The organism is Kitasatospora sp. NPDC056800 (assembly GCF_042789775.1).
GTDB lineage: Bacteria > Actinomycetota > Actinomycetes > Streptomycetales > Streptomycetaceae > Kitasatospora.
Window position 1 is genome coordinate 1 of sequence record NZ_JBHUAL010000029.1, and the last position, 22278, is coordinate 22278.

Annotated in this window: 15 protein-coding genes and 2 CRISPR repeat arrays; of the genes, 1 reads left to right on the forward strand and 14 read right to left on the reverse strand. The window is 72.7% G+C overall.

From position 1 onward, the window contains the following. Positions 1 to 77: 77 nt before the first annotated feature. Complete coding sequence (locus ACFRQN_RS09650) at positions 78 to 953, forward strand: class I SAM-dependent methyltransferase (protein ID WP_234348398.1); 876 nt, start codon at positions 78 to 80, stop codon at positions 951 to 953. 21 nt (positions 954 to 974) lie between these two features. After that, a CRISPR array of direct repeats spans positions 975 to 2047; the repeat unit is 29 nt; unit sequence GTTGCAAGCCCTCCAGGGCTGATCACGAC. Between the two features lie 89 nt (positions 2048 to 2136). On the opposite strand, the gene cas2 is transcribed toward ACFRQN_RS09650, so the two are convergent. From cas2 to ACFRQN_RS09720, 14 genes are all read right to left on the reverse strand, one after another. Continuing rightward, complete coding sequence (cas2, locus tag ACFRQN_RS09655) at positions 2137 to 2400, reverse strand: CRISPR-associated endonuclease Cas2 (protein WP_049652019.1); 264 nt, start codon at positions 2398 to 2400, stop codon at positions 2137 to 2139. Between the two features lie 6 nt (positions 2401 to 2406). Further along, positions 2407 to 3387: a type I-B CRISPR-associated endonuclease Cas1b gene (cas1b, locus tag ACFRQN_RS09660; protein WP_380739482.1), complete on the reverse strand. Its 981-nt coding sequence runs from the start codon at positions 3385 to 3387 to the stop codon at positions 2407 to 2409. Beyond that, the gene (locus ACFRQN_RS09665; protein WP_380739484.1) at positions 3387 to 3908 is read right to left on the reverse strand and encodes a CRISPR-associated protein Cas4; all 522 of its coding nucleotides are present in this window, start codon (positions 3906 to 3908) and stop codon (positions 3387 to 3389) included. The genes cas1b and ACFRQN_RS09665 overlap by 1 nt, the downstream gene beginning before the upstream one ends. Further along, a complete protein-coding gene (gene cas3 / locus ACFRQN_RS09670) occupies positions 3905 to 6325 on the reverse strand; it encodes a CRISPR-associated helicase Cas3' (RefSeq protein ID WP_380739486.1) in 2421 nt (806 codons plus the stop codon). The genes ACFRQN_RS09665 and cas3 overlap by 4 nt, the downstream gene beginning before the upstream one ends. Then, the gene (gene cas5 / locus ACFRQN_RS09675) at positions 6307 to 7014 is read right to left on the reverse strand and encodes a CRISPR-associated protein Cas5 (RefSeq protein WP_380739488.1); all 708 of its coding nucleotides are present in this window, start codon (positions 7012 to 7014) and stop codon (positions 6307 to 6309) included. Before cas5 ends, cas3 begins: the two co-directional genes overlap by 19 nt. Next, positions 7011 to 8072 carry a type I-B CRISPR-associated protein Cas7/Cst2/DevR gene (gene cas7i, locus ACFRQN_RS09680; protein ID WP_380739490.1) on the reverse strand — a complete coding sequence of 354 codons (1062 nt, stop codon included), beginning with the start codon at positions 8070 to 8072 and terminating at the stop codon, positions 7011 to 7013. Before cas7i ends, cas5 begins: the two co-directional genes overlap by 4 nt. Next, positions 8073 to 9431 (reverse strand): hypothetical protein, encoded by a 1359-nt coding sequence (locus tag ACFRQN_RS09685; protein WP_380739492.1) that lies wholly within the window; start codon positions 9429 to 9431, stop codon positions 8073 to 8075. A gap of 50 nt (positions 9432 to 9481) precedes the next feature. Beyond that, the gene (gene cas6 / locus ACFRQN_RS09690) at positions 9482 to 10246 is read right to left on the reverse strand and encodes a CRISPR-associated endoribonuclease Cas6 (RefSeq protein WP_380739495.1); all 765 of its coding nucleotides are present in this window, start codon (positions 10244 to 10246) and stop codon (positions 9482 to 9484) included. A gap of 212 nt (positions 10247 to 10458) precedes the next feature. Continuing rightward, positions 10459 to 10880: direct repeats of the CRISPR family, unit length 21 nt; unit sequence CAGCCCTGGAGGGCTCGCAAC. Positions 10881 to 13681: 2801 nt separating this feature from the next. Then, positions 13682 to 15100, reverse strand: a complete 1419-nt coding sequence (locus tag ACFRQN_RS09695) for a serine/threonine-protein kinase (protein WP_380739497.1) — start codon at positions 15098 to 15100, stop codon at positions 13682 to 13684. 12 nt (positions 15101 to 15112) lie between these two features. Then, a complete protein-coding gene (locus ACFRQN_RS09700) occupies positions 15113 to 15874 on the reverse strand; it encodes a serine/threonine protein kinase (RefSeq protein ID WP_181970501.1) in 762 nt (253 codons plus the stop codon). Positions 15875 to 16016: 142 nt separating this feature from the next. After that, positions 16017 to 18098, reverse strand: a complete 2082-nt coding sequence (locus ACFRQN_RS09705; RefSeq protein WP_380739499.1) for a glycosyl hydrolase family 32 — start codon at positions 18096 to 18098, stop codon at positions 16017 to 16019. A 118-nt stretch (positions 18099 to 18216) separates the two neighbouring features. Further along, a complete protein-coding gene (locus ACFRQN_RS09710; protein WP_380739501.1) occupies positions 18217 to 19692 on the reverse strand; it encodes a hypothetical protein in 1476 nt (491 codons plus the stop codon). Further along, positions 19689 to 21263, reverse strand: a complete 1575-nt coding sequence (locus ACFRQN_RS09715) for a peptidoglycan DD-metalloendopeptidase family protein (protein ID WP_380739503.1) — start codon at positions 21261 to 21263, stop codon at positions 19689 to 19691. The genes ACFRQN_RS09710 and ACFRQN_RS09715 overlap by 4 nt, the downstream gene beginning before the upstream one ends. 13 nt (positions 21264 to 21276) lie before the next feature. Next, positions 21277 to 22260: an alpha/beta hydrolase gene (locus ACFRQN_RS09720; protein ID WP_380739505.1), complete on the reverse strand. Its 984-nt coding sequence runs from the start codon at positions 22258 to 22260 to the stop codon at positions 21277 to 21279. Between the last annotated feature and the right edge of the window lie 18 nt (positions 22261 to 22278).

A 22278-nucleotide genomic window follows, 5' to 3' on the forward strand; every position in this document is an offset into this window, starting at 1 on the left:
GCTCGGAGCACCACCACGCTCCCCCACCGCTCCCTGGACGCTCCGCCATCACGTACCGTGTTCGGACCACCACAGGTTTGGGTACGTACCTCGGCGCGCCCGACGGCCGGGCGCCCACCGAGCAGGAGACCCAGCGGCCCATGGACCACAACCGCATCCCCCCGACCGTACGCCGGACGTACGGCGTCGACGACCTCAGCACCGCCCCGTCGTTCGCCGGAGGCTTCATCAACTTCGGCTACTGGCAAGGGATCGACCTCGCCGACCCGACCTCCGAGGACCGGGTGCGCAGCCAGGAACAGATGTACCGGCGAGTGCTGCGGGAGTTCCCCGAGCCGCGGGAGCGGCTGCGGCTGGCGGAGGTGGGCTGCGGCCGGGGGCTGGGCGCCGCCCTCGCCCTGCGGGAGTTCCGGTTCGCGGGCGTGACGGGCGTGGACATCCACCCCGACCAGATCGAACGGGCCCGCGCCGTCAACGCGAGAGCCCTGGCAACGTACCCCGATCGGCTGGCGTACACCCTCGGCTCCGCGGACGAACTCCCCTTCTCCGACGGCTATCTGGACGGCGTCTTCTCCGTCGAGGCCGCCCAGCACTTCCGCGAACTGACCGGCTTCGCCCGCGAGTCCGCCCGCGTCCTGCGCCCCGGCGGCCGGCTCGTCGTCGCCACCTTCTTCACCGCCCCCGGCCCCGACGTCGCCGAACGCCTCAAGATCCTCCTCGCCAGCTTCGCCGACGGCCTCGACATCGCCCACCCCCTCGACGACTTCACCACCTCCCTCACCCGCACCGGCTTCACCGACATCACCACCGAATCCATCGGCGCCGACGTCTGGCCCGGCCTCGACCGCTACCTCACCGACGCCGTCCCCGCCGCCCACTGGACCCGCCACTTCCTCCCCGCCTGGCGCGACGGCCTCCTCGACTACCACGTCCTCACGGCCATCCGCATCTGACCGGCAGTGAGCGGCCCTGGACCCGTTACGGCTCCAGGGCCGCTCACGACCCGGCAGGCGGTCGTCGGGCTGAAGACCCTCGGCATGTTGCAAGCCCTCCAGGGCTGATCACGACGACCTCCGTACTCAAGGGCGGACCGCTGCGCCTCCCGTTGCAAGCCCTCCAGGGCTGATCACGACGGCCGGGGTCCACTGCTGGCCGCCGATCGGTGCGGGTTGCAAGCCCTCCAGGGCTGATCACGACCAGCGGCAGGCCTCTCCCTCCTCCAGGTCCTCGTTGTGTTGCAAGCCCCCCAGGGCTGATCACGACAGCATCCACTCGGCGGTGACCGCCTGGCGTGCCAACCGGTTGCAAGCCCTCCAGCGCTGATCACGACGGGTTGCTGGCCTCGCCAAAGGCCGGCGCCCCCAAGAGTTGCAAGCCCTCCAGGGCTGATCACGACGGCGGTGTAGGGCGCGAGGAAGGCGTTCAGGCGGTGTTGCAAGCCCTCCAGGGCTGATCACGACGACCTCCGTACTCAAGGGCGGACCGCTGCGCCTCCCGTTGCAAGCCCTCCAGGGCTGATCACGACGGCCGGGGTCCACTGCTGGCCGCCGATCGGTGCGGGTTGCAAGCCCTCCAGGGCTGATCACGACCAGCGGCAGGCCTCTCCCTCCTCCAGGTCCTCGTTGTGTTGCAAGCCCCCCAGGGCTGATCACGACAGCATCCACTCGGCGGTGACCGCCTGGCGTGCCAACCGGTTGCAAGCCCTCCAGCGCTGATCACGACGGGTTGCTGGCCTCGCCAAAGGCCGGCGCCCCCAAGAGTTGCAAGCCCTCCAGGGCTGATCACGACGGCGGTGTAGGGCGCGAGGAAGGCGTTCAGGCGGTGTTGCAAGCCCTCCAGGGCTGATCACGACCGGTGGTTGTCGAGTACTGGGACATCGTGTACGCCCCCTGTTGCAAGCCCTCCAGGGCTGATCACGACACGCCGAGGTCAAGGACGAGTCGATCCGCGGCAAGTTGCAAGCCCTCCAGGGCTGATCACGACGTGGCCGCCCGTCTGGGGCGGCCCGTCCTCGCGGAGTTGCAAGCCCTCCAGGGCTGATCACGACCCGAGGGTAAAGCCCAAGGTCAAAGTACCTGCGGGCGCCACCGCAGGCAATGAAAATGCGGCGACCGGCCGGTACTGCAGCGGCACTGGTCACAGGATCTCGCCCGGCCCGCCGAGGGTGGCGCCGAGTGTTGCCCTGTCGATCATGTCCGGGGAGCGGGCGGTGTAGGTGACGATGCTGTCGTAGCTGGGGTCGATCACGCTATTGAGGGTGTGGGTGAGGGCGCGGTACTGGGCGGCGGTGAGTTCGCCGTGGAAGACGCTGCGCTGGGTCCAGTGGAGGTACTTGCGGCAGGTCTTCAGCACTTTCGGGTTGCGTTCGGCTGCGGTGTCGTAGACCAGGATGACGAACATCGGCGGCTACCACCAGGGCCGGAAGGGCTTGTACGGCGTGCCTTCCAGACACAGCCGGACGAGCTTGAGTGCTTCGAGGTGGATGAGCTCCTCGTAGCTGACCTTCCGCTTCAGCGTCCGGTGGTACACCGTCGTCGCGAGTTCCTCCCGGACGAGGGCGGCGATCTTCTTGCGGCCGTCCGCACTGAGTGCGGCGCGGCCGACTTCCGTCTCGAAGTCGCTGGGTTTGAGGTGCTTCTGGCTGGCGGCCCGTCGCAGTAGCCGTTCGGCGAGCAGGGGTTTGAAGGGTTCGGCGAGGTCGAGGGCGAGGGTGTTGCGGCGGCGGTCGGTGTCGCTGTGCAGGAAGCCGATGGCGGGGTGGAGTGGGGTGCTGCGCAGGGCGGTGAGGACGCGGGCGTAGGTGAGGGCGTTGAGGTAGCTGATGAAGGCGTTGCCGGCGTTGGTGGGTGGTCGGCGGGTTCGGCCGTTGAGGCGGAGCCAGGCGGGGAGGCGGGTGTCGAGGACGGCCCAGGCGGTGCGGCGGAAGTTGCCTTCCTGGCCCATGAGTTCGTCGGTGTCGTGGCAGTCGGGCAGGGTGGTGCGCAGGGTTTCGAGTGCCGGGTCGAGGAGGTCGGTGTCGAGGGCCCAGCGGAGGTTCTCGGCGGTGGCGAGGAGGAGTCCGCGCGCGACCGGGAGGCGTTGCGCGGGGTCGCCGGTGATCTCGACCTGTCGGCGGAGGACGGTGGCGGAGGACATGGCCTCGGCGGGCGCGAAGTGTCCGGCGTAGTTGCCGTAGTGGTCGAGGATGTGGACGGTGACGCCGTGGCGGCTGAGGAGGGACATCACGGAGGTGTTGAGGTCGACGTGCTCGAAGGCGACGAGGTCGCGGATGTCCGTGATGGGGATGCGGACGGGGCTGCCGTCGGCACGCTCGATGCGGATGCTGTCGTCCTCGCGGCGGATGCGGCAGGGTCCGGTGAGCCAGTAGGTACGGCCGACGGCGGGCATCAGTCTCCCCAGCAGTAGTCGAGGTAGGAGCAGCCGCGGCAGGCGGCACGGGTCCGGCGGTCGGGGGGTTCGGCCGAGGCGATGACGGCGCGGGCCTCGTCCTCGGCGGTCTCGGCCGCTTCCCGCGCCTCTTCGTTCCAGGGGACATCGGTGGTGCGGCGGATGAGGGGGTAGTGGACGGTGCCGCCGCGCACGTTGACGCCTCGGCGCTCCAACAGCAGGCAGTAGTGCCGGACTTGGGCGTCGTGGGCGGGCGAGGGGCTGCGGGAGGACTTGGTCTCGTGGATGACGGCCCCGGCGGTGACCCAGTCGATGCGGGCTTCGCCGAGGTCGACGTCCCGCCGTCGCGTGAACGTGGTCTCGCTCACGACCTCCCCGAAGGCGACGAGGTCGCTGCCGTCTTCGGGCCGGTAACCGCGCGTGTAGAGCCAGAGTTGGCGCGGGCAGTGGCGCAGGTACTTGATGTGGACGCCGCCGAGGCCCTGGTCGTCGCCGAGTGGACTCGCAGGGATGGGTTTCACAGGATCGTCTCCGTTTCGGCGGGCGGGCGGAGGCCCAGGACGGGGTCGTACTCGCCCTTGACGAGATGGACGCCTAGCGACCGGTCGAACGCGTGGCTGTAGGTCTTCAACTGCCCGTAGCCCAGCGGGATGAGCAGTCCGGCGGCGAGGAGCGGGTCCGCCTTCCTGCCGACCGCGAGTCGGCGGTACTCCTCGGTGTCCTCCTCCAGGAGCACCTCCACGGTGTCGAAGCGTTCGCCGAGGGACTTCGCGTACTCGGTGCGGTCGTGGAAGGGGTCGGCGAAGGTGAGGAACTCGGCGGTGAACCCGTCGCGGGCCTCCCGAGCCCTCTCAGCCCACCTGTGGCCCCAGTCGGTGTCGTAGGCGAGGGCGAGGAGGCGGTCGATGTCCTGTTCGCTGAGGTCGGTGGCGCCTTCCGCTGCCAGGGTGGTGAGCGCCGACCAGGCGGCCTCCACCGCACCCTGGTCGTACGGGCGGTGGCCGTCCGTCCGGTGGACCCGGAACTCGACCGCCCCGTCCGGGTGGAGGCCCCGACGGTTGACGCGTCCGGCGCGCTGGGCGACGGCCTCGATGGGGGCGTTCTCCACCGCGCCCCGGTCGAAGTCGAGTTGCAGCGAGACCTCCACCGTCTGCGTGGCCACGACCAGACCGCCTCGACGCGGCGCGTCGTCGGACCGGCGCTCGCGGTGGCGTTTCAGGAGTCGGCGTTCGATCTCGTCGCGGTCCTTGTTCTTGAAGCGCGAGTGGAGGAGCAGCGCGGCGTCCGGGTCGTCGGGGTGCTGCTCGCGGGCGTGGTCGGCGAGGGCGGCGAAGAGGGCCTGCCCCGCGGCAACCCTGTTGACGACCGCCAGCACGCTGTGCCCCTCGTCGATCCACCCTTCCAGCCGCGCGATGCTCTCCGGGTCCGTCAGCGCGAGCTCGTCGACGACCAGTCGGTGCCGCACCGGCGCCGTCCCGGGCTCGGCCCGGTGGCAGGTGACGGGCTGGTGCAGGCTCTCGTCGACGATGGTCAGCAGCGGCGGGGCGAGGGTCGCGGACAACACGGCGATCCTGCTGCCGAGTTGTTCCCACAGCCGCATCGCGGCGCAGAGCCGGCCGAAGGTCTCGGGGTCGTAGGCGTGGAGTTCGTCCAGGACGAACAGGGAGTTGGCCTGTTCGAGGAGGACGGAGGAATGGGTGGGCCCGGCGATGGCGGCGGCGAGGAGTTGGTGGGGCGTGGCGACGCGCAGGCGTTGGGTGAACAGGCGCATGGCGTTGGCACGGGCGCGGGCTTTGCGGGCGTCGTCCTTGGTGGGGCCGCTACAGCAGTCGTCCTCCGACGCCTCCGTGAGGAGGGTACGGGCGAGGGCGCCGTGGAGGAGGCCGATGTCGGGCTGCTTCTCCCCCGCGGCCGGGTGGAGGGTGTGCTGGAAGCGGCGTCGGGCGGCGTTGAGGGAGGCACGGTAGGGCAGGGTCCACACCACCCTGGGCATGCCCGCCATCGTCGCCAACTGCCGGGCAGCCCAGGAGAGTCCGGCCTCCGTCTTGCCGCTGCCCGTGGGGGCGATGAGGACGAGGTGGCCCACGGTCGTACCGGCGTCGTGCTGGTGCCGGTGCGGCGGGTACGGGAGCCGCGCGAGGTAGTCGGTGGGCAGCGGCATGTGGGTCTGGAGGTCCACGTGGGCGGAGCCGGCGTGGTCGGCCAGGGTGAGGGCGCCCTGGGCCAGGACGGCGAGCAGGCCCTGGTGGGCCTTCACCGGGAGCCTCCAGGCGGTGAGGACGTCCTGGAGGAGCAGGCGGGCCCGGTCGGCGAGCACCGGGTCGTTCGGCCCCGGTGGTGCGGGTTCGGTGCCGAGGGAGCCGGCCAGCCAGGCCAGGAGTTCCTGGTGCAGGCCGCGCGGGACCTGCGGCCGTGGGCCGTCCGGGCCGGGCACGTGGCCGAAGGCCTCGTCCCAGCGGGTCCGTTCGTTGTAGAGGCGGGACAGGGCGGGCTTGCCGCCGCCGAGGGAGGACGCCGCGTGGAGCGGCCGGTGGTGGCCGGCGACGAGCGTGGCGATCAGCAGGCGCTCCTCGCTGCCCCACCCCGCTGGCAGGGCCAGCAGGTCGACGTAGGCGAGGGAGAGGACCTCGTGGCGCTCGCCCCAGGGTTTGCCGCCGGGTTCGACCTGCCGTTGGAACAGTTCGGCGATCTTGCCCGCGTCGTGCAGCAGCGCCGCGACGCGTACGAGGCTCCAGAACTGCGGTTCGGTGGCGATGATGCCGGCGGCCCCGATGCGCGCCTCCAGCTGGGCGACCGCGTCGTGGACGGTCCGCAGGTGGGTGGTGAGGCGTTCGGGGTCTTCCCGGGGCAGCGACTTGGCCCGCAGGTCGGTGAGGGCGCGCCTTCGTGGTGGGGCCAAGGGTGGGGTCAGGGGTGGGGTCAGGGGGTCAGCAGCCATACGGCTTGGGTGTCCTCGTTACTGGTGGGTGCTTCTCGGTAGGCGCCGCGGACCGGTGCCGCCCCGGCGGGTTCGTCGCACCACAGGTACGGCGACCAGCGGGTGGTGAGGCGGTCGGCGGAGACGGTGTCGGCGAGGCGGTGCTCGTGGGCGGAGGGCACGTCGTGGCCGTCGGCGGGGGCGAGGGCGTGGCCGACGACCGCCCGCTCGGCAGGTTCGAGGACGACGTGGGCCAGTCCGGTGAGGTGGACGAGGTCCTGGGAGCGGCCCAGGCGCAGGGCGTGACGAGGCCGACGCAGCGCCCGGGCGAACCGGTCGCCGTCCGCTCCCGGTTCGGGCAGCCACAGGGTCAGGTGGACGTCGGCGAGGAAGGGCCGGTCCTTGGCCGTCGTACCGCCCTTTCCGGCCCGGATGCGGCCGCCGGCGGACGGGTTGCTGCCGTCGGCGGCGATCGGGTGGTAGGTCTCGGTGTCGGTGCCGTGGCCTTCCGACCAGGCCGCCATGCCGAGGACGAAGGGTTCGGCGTACGCGCCGGTGGCGGCCACCAGCAGCCCGCGGACGGTGGACGGCGGCGGCACCGGGAGAACGCGGGTGACACCGGGGAACAGCGGGTCCCGGAAGGAGGCCACGGGCGCGTGGAACGTCGCACGCAGGGCCCGTACCGGCCCGCCCGGTGGCGCCGGGGTCATCGCGGCTCCGGGTCGTCGAACCAACCGTCCAGCTCGCCCGCGCGCAGTTCCTCCGCCAGCTTGAGCAGAACAGTCCGGGGGTGGTCGACGACGATGGTGCCCTCGGCCAGCTGCCGCTCGCACTGCTTCTCGAAGACCTCGCGCGCCTGGTCGCGGAAGCCGGGCCGCCAACCGATCCGTACCGGCCCCTCCCACTCCCCCGCCCACGCTTCGAGCTCCTGGACCAGGACGTCCCCGCGCACCCGCACCCCCGTGTCGGGGTCGCTGTCGATCACGTGGCCCAGCGGGTTGATGCCGCCCTTGAAGGCGACCAGGACGATCAGCGCGGGGACCCGGTCGCCGTAGTGCAGGGCCTGCTTCGCCCCGCCGCTCAGGTGCGCGATCGCCTCGGGCAGCAGCGCGGCCCGGCGGCGCCGCTCCTCCAACGGCAGCCGGACAGCCGGCTGGTCGCGGAACGGGCCGGTGGTGGCGCCGAGCGCGGCGGCCTCCGCCACCTGGAGCGCCTGCTCCTGGGTGAGGTAGTTGGGCCGGCCCACCCCGTCCGCGCCGGGCAGGGTGAACGTGCCGATCCTCGGAAGGTCGAGCAGGAAGGGCGCGGCGAGGTCGGCGGTGTAGAACTCGTGGCCGTGCAGGACGGGTTCGGTCACCCCCCGGGACATGACGCCGAAATCCTCGGTCGGATAGGCGGGTTCGACGGACATCAGGGTGCCGAGCATGAACGGGCTGTCGCGCAGGGTGGTCGCCGCGTCGTCCTTCTTCGCACCCGCCCGCATGTAGCCGAACAGGTCGTCGTCCGCGTAACGGACCGGATCCGCCTGGGTGTTGGCCTTCTGCGCCTTGCCCTGCGCCTTGCCGACCCGGGTGACGGGGGACGGTACCGAGCCGCGCTCGACCATGGTCTCCCGGATCCAGCGACGCGCCGCCTGCGCGGACACGTACGGGTACTTGCGGCCCCTGATCCGCGCGAACTTGACGCGGGACACGGTCTCCTCGCTCCGCCCGTTGTTGGGTGCCCCGGCCTGCACGGAGAGCACCATCATCCCTGCCAGGTAAGCCATCTACGCCTGCTCCATCTCGTATGCGTCGTACTCGTCCTCGGCGTCCACGCCGAACGCCGGTTGCTCCGCCAGCTCCTCGATCTCGCGTTCCTGCTGCGGGTCGGGCTCCTTGCCGCTGATCGCGACCCCTCGGCGCTGGAGCATCACCGACACCAGCGCGAACAGGAGCATCCGCTGCTCCCAGGCGCGCGGCCGGCGCCCGATCAGCGGCTTCCACAGCTCGGGGCCCGCCAACGGCGTCTTGTTCCCGTCCAGTTGCAGACGCGTGTAGGCCTTCACCATGAGCGCGCCGAGCTGGTAGTCGTTGAGCGCGGCCCTGCGGTACTCGGCCAGGCGCCCGCGCGAGCCGTCCTGGGCGATCCAGTCGGCGATCAGCGTCGCCACCGGTTCAAGATCCGTTTCCATTCCGAAGACCTCCTCGGCGTAGGTGAAGGCGAGCCGGACCAGGGCCTCGCGGTCATCGACGCTCCACGCGCCGTCGGGATCCGCGAGGAGGCGGTGCAGCTGCCCGAGCAGCGGGCGGCTCCGCCCGTCCTCCGCCTCGAACAGCAGCCGCGCCGCCTCACTCGCGCCGCTCCTCCCGGCGTCCGGCCGGGCCAGGGCACGACGCAGCAGGTGCCAGCCACGGCGCAGCGGTGCGTTGCCGTCGACGGTGGCGAGGAAGGCCGGGACAGCGCGCCGGGTGCGGGTGACGCGCAGCCAGGGCTCCTGGTTGTCGTTCTTGAAGCTCCACAAGGTGGTCGCGCACAGGCCGTCGGTGGCGTCCCGCAGCGCGGCGAGGACGACGAGCTCGGGCCTGGCCCCGGCGGGCATCCCGGTGAAGCCTGCCTGCATGACGCGACGGGCACGCCGTACGTTACGGCGGGCGAACTCCCTTTCGGTATCCTGCTCTTGGCAGGACAAGACGGTGGCCGAACCGGCCGTCACCCAGGCGCCGTAGGGCAGCGTCCACATCGCGATCCGGCACCCCCGGCAGACCGGCCAGCCGGGGACTCCGGGCGGCAGGGTGTTCAGGGCCTTGCTGGTGTCGTACAGGGGGAGGTTCGACTTCGCCCAGACCACCACCGTACCGGCGCCGCAGAACGTGCACGGCCGCACCGGCCCGGACTGCGGGGCGTCCGGGGCGAAGAGCCTTTCGATGTCCGGCCTCAGCACGTTCGGGTCGGAGGGCCGCTTGCTGTGTGTGGCCTTCGAGTTCGGGTACAGCGCGAACAGGACCTTCCACCAGTCGTAGCGGCCGCCGCTGTCCTTGGGTGCCGTCGCGGCCGCCAGCACGTCCGCCACCAGGACGGACGCCATGGCGTCGAGGTCTGCGGCGCTCACCCGGCCCGGGACGTCGCGCTCGGCGATGACGGCCACGGCCCAGGCACCCGCCCGCTGCAAGGGATGACCGGACGCGACGAGGGCCGTCACCGTACCCACCCGAAGCCCTGGATCGTGTCCAAGCCCAGCCCCCAGGAACGGATCGCGTTCACGAACCGACCGTCAGCCTCCATCGCCACCCGCACCCGCGCCCCGATCCGCGGCGCCCCACGAACCGTGAACCGCCGCCGGGGGCCCGCCTCCAGCACCCGCAGACCGTGCGGGGCCGGCAGGCCCAACACGTCCGCTTTGTGCGCCAGGTTGTGCTGGAGGCGGTCGAGGTAGTGCTCGTCGCCCGGGAGCAGGTTCCAGCTCTCGTGCTTGAGCACGACCGGCGTCATCGTCTCCAGCTCCACCGACCCCTCCCCCGCCGGCAGCACCGCATCCATGTCCACCGCGACCCCGCGCACCCGCAACCGCGTTGCGCCCCACACCAGTTCATCGGCCCCCGCCAGCGCGCGCACCAGCACGGACGCGATCTCCGGCACCGGCGACCCGAACCACACCGAACCGTCCCGCGACGTCGAGTACACGCCCCTCTTCCGCGGCGCCCCCAGAAACAGCGGCCCGGCCACCCCCACCGGCTTCAGCGGCTTCCCCCGCCACCCGCCGTCGTGCAGGGCCTGTGCCAGGGCCTCGTCCTGCCCACTGAGCAACCCGTACACCACACCCCGCGCCGCCCCGTGCACGTCCTCCCACCGCACACTCGACGCATCCGGCGTCACATCGACCCTCACCCGCACCAGACTCTCCCGACCCGCGTGCCGCAACCCGAACACGCCGCAACGTAGTTGGGCGTAAACGATCGACACCGCATTCCTCACGATTTGGAGCAATAGCCAGCCATATGTGCTAGAGGCCCCGGCGTCACCGCCGCCAGCCCCGCGACGGGAACAGCGTCCACCCTCAGAGGCAGCAGACCCAAAGCGCTCTGACCTGCGATGATGCACTACCGCCGAGTCGCCGCAACGGCATCGCCGGAGGCAAATCGGGCACACCGCTGGACCTGGTGCTTTACCCTCGGGTGGTGATCAGCCCTGGAGGGCTCGCAACCCACCGGCGTTGATCCGGCCGGTGACCGTCACCATCGTGGTGATCAGCCCTGGAGGGCTCGCAACGGGCGACCGAGCAGCCGCAGTTCGCCACGAACAGCAGTCGTAACCAGCCCTGGAGGGCTCGCAACTCCCAGGGCGCGACGAACCAGTTGTTGAAGAAGCTCGTGGTGATCAGCCCTGGAGGGCTCGCAACGTGAGGGTCTTCGGGGCGGTGCGGTCGGCGCGCTCGCGTGGTGATCAGCCCTGGAGGGCTCGTAACATGACCAGGGCGCGCATCAGAGCGTCCCAGGTCGGGGTCGCAACCAGCTCTGGAGGGCTCGCAACCCCGTGGCGCGGAGCAGCGCGGCAACCGTGGCCCGCAGGTGGTGATCAGCCCTGGACGGCTTCCAACGCGATTCACTGGGGAGGGCAGTTCAGCGCCGCAGAGACCCTGATCAGCCTTGAAGGACACGACGTTGGTGGGCTCCGACAAAGGCCGCTAGCCTTGGCGGGCCGACGCTAGTTCGGTGCCCGTCGTGGCGCTGGTCAGGTTCGTTCTCATCAGCCCTGGAGGGCTTGCAATGAGCGCGCCATAGAGTTGGTCGACGCGCGCCATAGAGTCGGTCGAGGCTGGCGGCGGTGAAGTCCTCGGGCGGACACCGCCGCTGGCCAACACGCTCATCCGAACCAGTCTCGACAGCTCCGCGACCAACGCTCAGGGTCGACGTAATCACCCATGAGCGGTGCCAGTCCGCTCCCGGTGCCACTGCTCCCGAACTTGCTCGCAGGTTGATTTCATCGGAGCGAGTCATCTAGTTCGTTGATGAGCTCATCGGCATCGCGAGGGCCCACCTATCAAGACAGGCGTCCCACGATCGGGTGACATCAGCCTCGGGCAGGACTGCTCCCAAACCACACTCATCATCCGACATTTAGCCTCTCACCTGCGGCTTTATCAACTGTCGGATGCGGCAGCCAAGCCCAACGGCCAGCAGGCCTCGGACCGATCTATGAACAACCAACCGATACTGATGCTGCCTTGAGCGCGAAGACCCCAGCACCACGCGCGGCTTGTCGCCAAGGCCTCTGTCCCGTGGGGGGGATGACCAGGTGAACGTCTCGGAATCCGTTCTCGTGCTCGTCGACGCGCTGCTGGCCGCCGTCGTGCCGGGCGCTGCGGCTGCCCGCGTAGTGCCATCCGCAGCGATGCGTCCGGGTTGGCACCGCGAGCGGCGCGTTCAGGGACCGCAACCCCTCACCCCGCTGTACACCCGCCGGCGGCGGCTGGAAGCCCGAACAGATCCTCCGCCAGCTGCCGCGTGCGTCCTGAGGTCGGGGACCGAGGGTGCGCCGGAGCCGCTGGCCATCGCCTGTGGAGTCTCCCGGCTCCGGGTGCCTCTGGTTCCCCGGGCTCCCGGGAGGGCCGACGCGGCCGGTCGTTCCGGGGTGGGCACCCACAAGCTGGGTGTCGGCCCGGCCGCGTGATCTACGCCCCTCCAGCTTGTCGAATCACTGGAGGATAGAAGTGCAGTTTATCGAGTTACTGTGGCAGGACGAAGCTACGGTCAAGGCCGCGGGAGTAGTCCTGAGCATCGTGTTGGAGTGGTCCCTTCAGTTCATCAAGGGCCGCGCCAGGCGGCGGGCGGATCTGCCGCCCGGTACAACGGTGGAGCCGTCCGTACGGCGCCCGCGCCGTACCCGGCGATCGTCGCGTCGGGTGGCCGAGTTGAAGCGGTCGAGGGCTCGGTTCGACCGTGCCCCGAAGCCGCGTCCGAAGGGGGGTGGCCGGAACAGTGCCCGGCTGCGCCGGCCCGGGCAGCGCCGCCGTCCCGGCAGGCGTGCCTCTTGACGGCGGGCACGATCGGCCCGTGCGCCCGGAACTGGATGCCGGGCGTTCCGTAGAGCCGGTTGCAACGCCGTAGCGGGCTGCCAGGGTACAGAGTGGCCTCCAGCCCGCCCACCGACGGGTTACACGGGAGTGTGCGCCGGCGGCTCCTGGGGATGCAACTCCCCTGCCGGGGCGACATACTGGACGTCTCCCTGGGAAACCCCGGGCGTGCGGCTTCGTTCGCACGCCCGCGCTCTGCCTGCTCTGATGCACCGCCAGGGGCGATCGGCGGGTACCGGCCCCGGAGGTCCGGCCACAAGGGGACCATGAGACTCCGTGGATCGTGCGGGCCCGTCCGTGGTTCCGCTTCGTCGTCGTCCGTCGTGCCTCCGGTGCGGCGCTCCCGTGCGCACCGGGTGCTTCCGCTCGGGCGGCCGGGCGTGCTGCTCGGGGTGCCCATGGCGTTGTGCTGCCAGCTCGCGGCGGCGGCTCCCGCCCACCCCGCGTCCCGAGGACGGCGGGCTCCCCGCCCTGGCCGACCAGCCCCACGGCCAGCAGGCGTACGGCAAGGCCGACATCTACCTCTTCAAGGTGACCGAGGGCGTCACCTCGCTGAACCTGTACGCGCTCGGCCCGGGGGGCGGGGGCGCGCCCGGTGGCGGAGGTGGGGTGGGGGCGGAGGAGGAGGCGGTAACTGGACCTTCCTCGGTAGCGCCACGGGCGGCGGCGGCGCCGGAGGGGCCGGTGGCGGCGGGGGCGGCGGAGCGGCCCTGGCCAGCACCGCCGTGCCGGTGACCCCGGGCATACGCCTCGCGGTCATCGTCGGCCGGGGCGACGTCCCCGAAGGTCGGAGTGGCGGTGGCGGTGCAGGTGGTGGGGGCGGTGCGGCGGGCGCCACTCTGCGCCCGACCGAACCCGGTGACGCGGGGACGGCGGGGTCCGTCGGCGCGAGGCCCCGCAATGGCGGGGACACCTTCGTCCGCGTTCACAACGGTTCTGCGATCGCCGGATCCTCCGGGGCGGGGACGGAGGCGTGAGCGGCGGCGCGGGCCGGGGCGGTGGCAGCGGCACCGGCGGCAGCAGCGGCGGGGCAGGGGCGAGAACGGCGGCGCACCGCCGCCCGGCCCGGACGACCAGTCGGGTACCGGTGGCGGCAGCGCCAGGAACACCGCTGTGAGCACCGGCGGTGACGGGTACGTCCTGATCACCTGGCAGCCCGCCGCCAGGGCATGTCCCGCCCGTTCCGTCCCGCACACCCACTGCGCGGACGGGACGGGCGCGGTCGCGACGGGCCTGGTCGGCGGCGGCGCGGCCGTAGGACGGTGGCGACCTCGCGGCCGGGGTCGGGAAGGCCATTGGCGCGCAGGGCCGTTCTGGCTGTCCGGTCAGGGGCAGGGGTGCAGGGGTGGGCGGTCGCGGGTGCGGACGGCGGGGAGCCAGGCGGGGGTGTGGCCTGGGAGGCGGATGCGGTACCAGAGGGTGGAGGTGAGGTCTTCCTCGTTGATGACGGGGAGGCCGGTGGGGAGTTGGCAGTCGGCGTCGAGGGTGTCGTTGTGCCAGACGCGGACGGGGCCGACGTTGTCGGCGGTGTAGGGGCGCAGGGGGTCGACGGCGAGGCCGAGGCTGCACTGGGGGTCGTGGTCGGTGCGGTCCTGGCAGCCGCGTTCGGCGTTGAAGACGCGGACGTGGGCGGGCTGTCCGGGCGGCGGTTCCGGGTGTGGCCAGAGGGCGGTGGCGGTGACGGCGGCCGTGGCGCAGGAGGCGATGGCCAGCAAAGCGGTGCTCGGACGGCGCGGGCGGCGCGGGCCCCGGTCGGCGCGGATGCGCGCGAGCAGGCTCTCCGCCGTGTGCGGGGCGCGGGCGGCGTGGGTGGGGGCGAGGCAGTCGGCGGCGAGGGCGCGCCAGAACGGGGGGACGGCGGCGGCCAGTCGCAGGGCGGCGCGGCCTTCCGCGTACTGCTGGGCGGCGGCGCTGCGGGCGGTGGGGGTGACGCCGGGGAAGGGGCGGCCGCCGGCGGCGAAGACCTCGTGGATGACGATGCCGAGCGCCCAGATGTCCGCTGTGGTACGGACTTTGACGCCGTGTTCGCCGAGTGGCTCCGTCCAGCGTTCCGGCGGGAGGTAGTCGGGGGTGCCCATCGGGGAGCAGTGGCCGTGGGTGCCGGTGAGTTCGATGGCGAGGCCGAAGTCGGAGAGGCGGACCTCGCCGTCGGCGCCGATGAGGACGTTCTCCGGTTTGAGGTCGGTGTGGACCCAGCCGGAGCGGTGCAGGTGGGCCAGGCCTTCGCAGATGCCGGTGACGATCCGGGCGCCCTCGGCCTCGTCGACGCCGAGGGCGAGCAGGTCGCGCAGGGTGCAGCGGGCGCGTTCCATGACGAGGACGATCGCGCCGTCGAGGGTGGGCTGGTCGGGGGCGGCCAGGACGAGGGTGTCGAGCAGCCGGACCAGTCGGGGGTGCGGGGCGGTGCGGCCCAACTCGGTTTCCCGGCGGGCGGCTTCGGCGACCTGGCGGGCCTGGCGGGGGGCGAGCCCGGCGGTCGGCAGCACCTTGAGGGCGACCGTGCCGTCCGCGTCGTCCGCGCGGCCGGCCCCGCCGTCGGCCCGGCGGGCGGCGTAGACCGTCGCCCAGCCGCCCTCGCCGAGCAGCCCGGTGACGGTCCACTCGCCGACCCGGTGGCCGGCCGGCAGCAGTTCCTCGCCGTCCCCGGGGAAGTCCTGCTCGGGGACGGCCTCGCTGGGGACGCCCTCCCCGGGGACGCCCTCCCTCGGGACGGCCTCCCCGGGAAGGGCCGAGTCTTGCGGCATCTCCGCCCCTCCCTACCGTCCGGTGCGGGCGGGTTCGGGGGCCGGCAGGAGCGCGAGGTGCTCCTCGCGGACGATGCCGAACTTCAGGGCGAGCCCCACCACGGCCTCGCGTTTGCCGCTGCGGCGGTCCGCGCGGTCTCCGTCGGGCAGGTCGATGCGGAGCTTCTCGTCGGCGAGGTAGTCGAGGTGCGAGCTGACGGCGCGGGCGGTGAGCCGGGCGCAGGCGGGGTGGCCGTGCAGCCGGGCGACCACCTGCGGGGTGGTGGGGACGGCGGCCGGGGAGCGGTCGCGCAGCCACGGTTCGCAGAGTGCGACCAGGACCAGGAAGTAGGTGGCGGTTTCGTCCAGCGAGTACGCCGTCATGGTGCGGCTCTCCCGGGAGCCGCCGTGGGCGTCCGGGTCCAGGTAGACGTGGTCGGGCGCGAACACCTGGAAGGAGAGCGGGGTTTCCCGCCGGGAGGGCAGCACCACCCGGGAGAACTCGAAGGGGATCGGCGCGCCGATCCGCCGTGGCGGCACCCGCAGGTACTCGCCGGCGCCCTCCGGGTTCTCCACCAGGTAGGCGTGGGTGTTGCTGAGGTTGCTCAACTGCCAGTGGTCGTCGGTCGCGTGGATCTCGCCGGCCAGTCGGGAGACGGTCTCGTCGCCGAGGCGCAGCTCCACGGGGATGCGGGCGGAGCCCCGGCCGAAGCGGGCCCGTTCTCCCGGACCGAGCCGTAAGGTCACCGTGTCGTCGCCGTTCCCCTCCGGCAGGTGGACGACAATCCCGCTCACCGTTCCTCCGTCCCGCGCACCGCTCCCCCGTTTCGCGCGCCGGCTCTTGCCGGACGGACGAACGGTACCTCTTCGCGTACGACAATAAACCGGATGCCGCAGGCTACTTGACAAAGCGGGAGCGGAGGGTACAGGCGTTCGGTCAGCGCATCGGCGCCCCCGAACGCACGGGTGCCACCGCACCCATCGGCGCCCCCGACCGCAGCGGCGCCACCGGCCGGTCGCCGAAGGCGGCCCACGGCCGCCAGCCACCGCCGGGCCGGTCCTGGACGCGGGTGCGCACCCGGCCGTCCTCGGCCACCGCGAAGACGTGCAGCCGCCCGGTGGAGTCGGCTGCGGCCGAGGGCGGCGCCGCGAGCACCAGGCCGGGCTCGCCGAAGTCCTCGCCGAGCACGTCCGTCGGTGCCCAGGCTCCGGCGGGCGCCGACTGCCAGCGGTGGGCGAGGCGTTCGCCGCCCGGGGAGAGGGTGAAGGCCTCCAGCCGGCCGTCCGAGCCGGCGATCACCGGCGGCGCGGCGGTGGACCAGCCGAGCAGCGGCTGCCAGGCGTCCCAGCCCCCGCTGGGCACCGACTGGCGGCGGTGGAAGGCGGCCGTGCCGGACGGCGCGATCGCGGTGACGTTCAGCCGCCCGGTGCCGTCGCGGGCCACCCGCGGCGCGGCCCCGGCGGGCGTCCCGAAGCGCTCCCAGGCGGACCAGGTGCCGCCGGGCGTGGTCTGCCAGCGGTGCAGCAGCGCGGCGCCGCCGGGCGCGAGCGCGAACACCTCGAGCCGGCCGTCGGCGTTGGCGGCGACGGCCGGCGGCGCGCCCGCCGGGCCGCCGAAGCCCGGGTCCCAGTCGTCCCAGCCGGTCGAGCCGGGCGAGGACTGGCGGCGGCGGGCGATCAGGGCGCCGCCGGGGGCGAGCGCGAAGACCTCCAGCCGGTCGTCGGCGTTCCGCGCGACGGCGGGGGCGGCGCCGGCCGGGCCGCCGAAGGCCTCCCAGTCCGACCAGCCGCCGTCGCCCCGCTGGACGCGGTGGTGCAGGGCGGCGCCATCGGGGGCGAGCGAGAACACCTCCAGCCGGCCGTCGGCGTTGCGGCCCAGGACGGGCACCGCGCCGGCGGGTGTCCCGAACACCTCCCAGTCCGACCAGGTGTCGGTGTCCGGGCCGGTCTGGACCCGGCGCAGCACCGACCGGTCGGCGGCGTCGAGGGCGAACACGGTCAGTCGGCCGTGGACGTCCGGGGCGGCGACGGGGTTGTCCGGGCTCTGCCAGGGCGGCGGGGTGGACCGCCAGTCCAGCGGGGCCAGGTAGAGGCCGCGCCGGAACCAGCCGGCGGCGCTGGCCCACCACTGCCGCCCGTCGGTGACCACCTCCACCGCGTGGCCGGGCACATGGCCGGCGTAGCCGTCGAGGGAGAAGCGGAACGGGTCCTGGGAGGCGAGGACGTCGGTGCCCTCGTACCCGTTGCGCGGTCCGATGAACAGGTGGTACCAGCCGTCCCGGGCCACCACGAAGGGCGACTCGGTGACCGAGACGCCGTCCGCGGTGGTGGCCGCGTCGGCGAAGGCCACGCCGGGCTCGCCCCAGGTCAGCAGGTCGGCGGAGCGCCGGTAGCAGACCTGATGGCAACCGCCGGGGGCGGACAGCTCGGTGTAGTACATCACCCACTCGGCGCCGATCCGCAGCACCATCGGGTCGCGGGCGGCGGTCCCGCGGAACAGCGGACCGGACGGCAGCCTCGTCCAGGTGGACAGGTCGGTGGAGGTGGCGGCGTTGACCGCCGCCCCGGCGCGTCCGCCCGCCGCGTAGAACATCCAGTGCACGCCGCCCGACTCGACGACGTGCGGGGCCCACAGGTGCTCCTCGCCGAAGTACGAGGCGTCGACGGTCAGCGCGTCCGGGTGGCTCCGCCACGGGCCGGACGGGGAGGGCGCCGAGGCGTGCGCGAGCGAGACCTCGGCCCCGCTGTCGGGCGCCTGCCCGGGCGGCGCGCTGTCGCCGACGATGCTGAACAGGTGCCAGCGCCCGTCGGCCTGGACCAGGGTGTGGTCGTTGAGGTAGCGGCGGCGCGCGGTGGACGGGTCGTAGACGTGGTCGAACGGGCCGGCGCCGACCCAGACGGCGCCGGCGGGGACGGCGGGGACGGCGGAGGCCGCCGGGGCGGTACGGCCCGCGAGCGGGAGCACGAGGGCTCCCGCTCCGGCCGCCCGCAGCAGGCCGCGCCTGCTGATCGGGTGCATCGCTGCGCTCCAGAGGGTTTCCGGCGGGGCTTCCGGCGTCGTCAGCCGGCGGGGGGTCCGGGTGTGGCCAGTCGGCGGGGGTCCGGGTGTGGTCAGCCGGCGGCGGGTCCGGGTGTGGTCAGCCGGCGGCGGGTCCGTGGGTGGTGTTCAGCCAGGCCCACTCGGACCAGGTGGAGAAGCCGGTCTGCCACTTGTGGTGGACGCCGTCGGTGTTGGCGCCGAAGACCTCGATCCGGCCGTCGGCGTTGTTCGCCGAGCCGATCTCGGTGCCGCCGGTGCCGAAGGTGTCCCACTGGCCGTACGGGGCGTTCAGGCCGGTCTGCCAGATGTGCTGCGCCGTACTGCCGTTGATGGCGAACACCTCCACCCGGCCGTCCGGCGAACGCCCGCTGGTCAGCTGCGCGTCGGCGGGGCCGCCGGTGGCCTCCCAGCCGGACCAACTGGTCGGATCCGTCTGGTACTTGTGGTAGACGCCGGCCGGGCCGGAGGCGAAGACCTCGAGCCGGCCGTCCTGGTTGTGGCTGACGGTGAGGTCGTGGCCGCCGGTGCCGAAGGTGGAGTCCCAGGCGGACCAGCCGCCGTTGACGGCGGTCTGCCACTGGTGCTGGAAGACGCTGCCGTTGAGGGCGAAGACCTCCAGCCGCCCGTCGGGGGCCTTGCCGAGTTCGATCTCGCTGTCGGCGGGGCCGCCGCCGGTGCCCTCCCAGCCGGACCAGCCGCTGTTGGGCGCCGTCTGGTACCGGTGGAAGACGCCGACCGGTCCCGAGGCGAAGACTTCGAGCCGCCCGTCCTGGTTGGCGCCGACGGCGAGGTCGTGGCCACCGGTGCCGAAGTCCTCCCAGCCGGACCAGGCGCCCGACGGCTGGAGCTGGTAACGGTGCTGGAGGGTACTGCCGTTGAGGGCGAAGACCTCCAGGCGGCCGTCCACGTTCAGACCGATGGCGAGTTCGGCGCCGGCCGGGCCGCCGAGGTCCTCCCACTCCGACCAGCCGCCGTTGATCGCGGTCTGCCAGGCGTGCGAGACGCCGTTCTTCCCGGCCGCGAAGACTTCGAGGCGTCCGTCGGCGGACCGGGCCGAGACCACCCGGCCGGACTCCGCCGGGTACTCCAGCGGTGCGGGGCCGGGCTCGTGGTGGCCGAGCCGGTCGACGGCGGCCTGGGCCTCCTCCAGGTGCCGCACGTGGGCGCGCGCGCTGTAGGTCGACCACTGGTGCCAGTCGAGGCCGCCGTTGGAGATCCGGTAGGTCTGGTCGGCGTTGCACTGGGCGTCGTAGGCGCACGCGTCGGAGACCTCACCGTGAAAGTGGTCGTTGATCTCCCACAGGCCACGGTCGACGGAGTAGTCCGGGGTGTTGCCCTCGCGGTTGGAGGCCAGCGGGTTGCAGCTGGACTCGGCGAGGCCGACGGCGATCGCGGTCACCAGGGCCTCGCCCCGGAAGCCCGCCTGGTAGGCGACCTCGGCACACAGGTCGCTGCCGGTGGCGGCCGGAGCGGAGGGGGCGGCGACCGTCAGGCCCGCCGTGACGCCCAGGGCGGCGATCGCGGACAGCAGGGCACGGTGGGGCGCCCGGCGGGCGCGCTGCTGGCCGGTCACGGGGTGGCTCCTCGACTGACGGCGGGTCCGGGGGTGGTGTTCAGACTGACGGCGGGTCCGGGGGTGGTGTTCAGCCAGGCCCACTCGGACCAGGTGGAGAAGCCGGTCTGCCACCGGTGGTGGACGCCGTCGGTGTTGGAACCGAACACCTCGATCCGGCCGTCGGCGTTGGCGGCGGCGCCGATCTCGGTGCCGCCTCCTCCGAAGGTCTCCCACTGGCCGTACGGGGCGTTCAGGGCGGTCTGCCAGATGTGCTGCGCCGTACTGCCGTTGATGGCGAACACCTCGACCCGGCCGTCCGCGGTCAGTTCGCTGGTGAGCCGGGAGTCGGCGGGGCCGCCGGTGGCCTCCCAACCGGACCAACTGGTGGGGTTCGTCTGGTACTTGTGGTAGACGCCGACCGGTCCCGAGGCGAAGACCTCCAGGCGGCCATCCCGGTTGTGGCTGACGGTGAGGTCGTGTCCCCCGCCGCCGAAGGTCGCGTCCCAGGCGGACCAGCCGCCGTTGACGTCCGTCTGCCACTGGTGCTGGAAAGTGTCGCCGCTGAGGGCGAAGACCTCGAGGCGGCCGTCGGGGGCCTTCCCGAGCTCGATCTCACTGTTGGCCGGGCCGCCACCGGTGCCCTCCCAACCGGACCAGCCGCCGTTGGGCGCGGTCTGGTAGCGGTGGAAGACGGCGGCCGGTCCCGAGGCGAAGACTTCGAGCCGCCCGTCCTGGTTGGAGCCGACGGCGAGGTCGTGGCCCCCGCCGCCGAAGTCCTCCCAGCCGGACCAGGCGCCCGACGGCTGGAGCTGGTAACGGTGCTGGAGGGTGGTGCCGTTGAGGGCGAACACCTCCAGCCGGCCGTCCGCGTTCGGACCGATGGCGAGTTCGGCGCCGCCCGGGCCGCCGAGGCTCTCCCACTCCGACCAGGCGCCGTTGACCACGGTCTGCCAGGCGTGCGAGACACCGCTCGCCCCGGCGGCGAAGACCTCCAGGCGCCCGTCCGCGGACCGGGCCGAGACCACCCGGCCGGACTCCGCCGGATACACCAGCGGCGCGGGCCGGGGACCGCTCCCGGGGACGCAGGGCACGGTGACGCCGCGCTCCGTGAGGTACGGCTCCGGGTCGGTGCGCTGGGACGCGTTCGGGTCGGCCCAGACCCGCAGGTGCAGGTGCGGGCCCGTGGAGTTGCCCTCGCTGCCCATCAGCGCGATCTGCTGGCCGGCCCGCACGTCGTCGCCCTCGAACACGTCCCGCCGCTGCATGTGCCCGTACTCGGTGATGGTCCCGTCCGGGTGCAGGATGCGGATCCACTGGCCGTAGTCGGACACCGGGCCGGAGATGACGACCTTGCCGTCGCCGACCGCGTAGATCGGGGTGCCGCGGTTGTTGGCGATGTCGATGCCGTTGTGCTCCGCGGTGTAGTGCTGGGTGATGGCGCCGTCGGTCGGGCAGGCCGCCGCGAACCCGGCGGCAACGGCGGGAGCAGCGGTAGCGGCGGGAACGGCGACAGCGGGGGCGGCCGGGACGACGACCGGCAGCAGCAGGGCCACCACGGCCAGGGCCCGCCGCGAGGTGCGGGAGATCATCGGTGCGGCCCCCTCACGCCTTGCGGAGGCGGCCGATGATGCCGTCGATGTCGCGCCGCATCATGTCGGGCCGGATGAAGTGGCCGCCCGGCTCCTCGTGGGCCTCGTACGGGATGCCGGCGCCGTCGAGCAGGGCGCGGAACTCCCGCTGCCCGGCCAGCACCGCGGTCTCGTTGAAGGTGTCGAAGGGGTTGGTCGGGTCGGGGCTGGTGCCGGCGACCAGGAAGATCCGCTTGTTGCGGTAGCTCTCCAGGCGCTCGACCGGGTTGTCGGCGGTCACCCTGGCCTGGTCCCACAGCGGCGCGCCGTAGATGGTGCCGCCGGCCAGGTCCTTGACGGCGGCGGAGACGTTGGCCCAGTGGACGACCGCGCCGTTGTCGCGGCGCAGGCTGGCCGGGCCGGAGTGGGCGCTGACCGAGGCGAAGTGGCCCCAGTACTTGGCGGCGTACTTCAGCGCGCCGAAGCCGCCCATGGAGAAGCCGGAGACGGCGCGGCCCTCGGGCTCGGCGAAGGTGCGGAAGTTGGCGTCGACCCACGGGATCAGCTGGTTGATATGGAAGGACTCCCAGTTGCGGGGGCCGACGTTGGTGCTGACCGGGTTGGAGTACCAGCCGGCCTGCCCGCCGTCGGGCATCACCACGATCAGGGGCTTGCCGATGGTCCAGTCGCGGACGCCCTGGCGGTCGAACTCGATGAAGTCCTGGAGGCCGCCGTGCAGGAGGTAGAGGACGGGGTAGGTGCGCCCGCTGGTGTGGTAGTCGTCGGGGAGCAGCACGTTGACGGCCGGGTCCCAGCCGATCTCGGCGGTGTGGAAGCGGTAGTACCACATCCGGGCGTCGGCCTCGCCGCGGTCGGTGATGTGCAGGCCGAAGCCGTCGTCGGCGGCGTGGGCGGTCGAGGCCGTCGCGAGGACGCTCGCGCCGCCGAGCGCCAGCGCGGCGCCGAGCCCGCCGGCGGACTTGAGGATGCTCCTGCGGGTGGGGTGGTTCGCGGTCACCGTGACCTCCTGAGGGCG

Coding starts and splice junctions, on each gene's coding strand:
- cas2 (WP_049652019.1), bottom strand. CDS start 2,400: ATGTTCGTCATCCTGGTCTACGACACCGCAGCCGAACGCAACCCGAAA.
- cas1b (WP_380739482.1), bottom strand. CDS start 3,387: ATGCCCGCCGTCGGCCGTACCTACTGGCTCACCGGACCCTGCCGCATC.
- cas3 (WP_380739486.1), bottom strand. CDS start 6,325: ATGGCTGCTGACCCCCTGACCCCACCCCTGACCCCACCCTTGGCCCCA.
- cas5 (WP_380739488.1), bottom strand. CDS start 7,014: ATGACCCCGGCGCCACCGGGCGGGCCGGTACGGGCCCTGCGTGCGACG.
- cas7i (WP_380739490.1), bottom strand. CDS start 8,072: ATGGCTTACCTGGCAGGGATGATGGTGCTCTCCGTGCAGGCCGGGGCA.
- ACFRQN_RS09695 (WP_380739497.1), bottom strand. CDS start 15,100: ATGCCGCAAGACTCGGCCCTTCCCGGGGAGGCCGTCCCGAGGGAGGGC.
- ACFRQN_RS09705 (WP_380739499.1), bottom strand. CDS start 18,098: ATGCACCCGATCAGCAGGCGCGGCCTGCTGCGGGCGGCCGGAGCGGGA.
- ACFRQN_RS09715 (WP_380739503.1), bottom strand. CDS start 21,263: ATGATCTCCCGCACCTCGCGGCGGGCCCTGGCCGTGGTGGCCCTGCTG.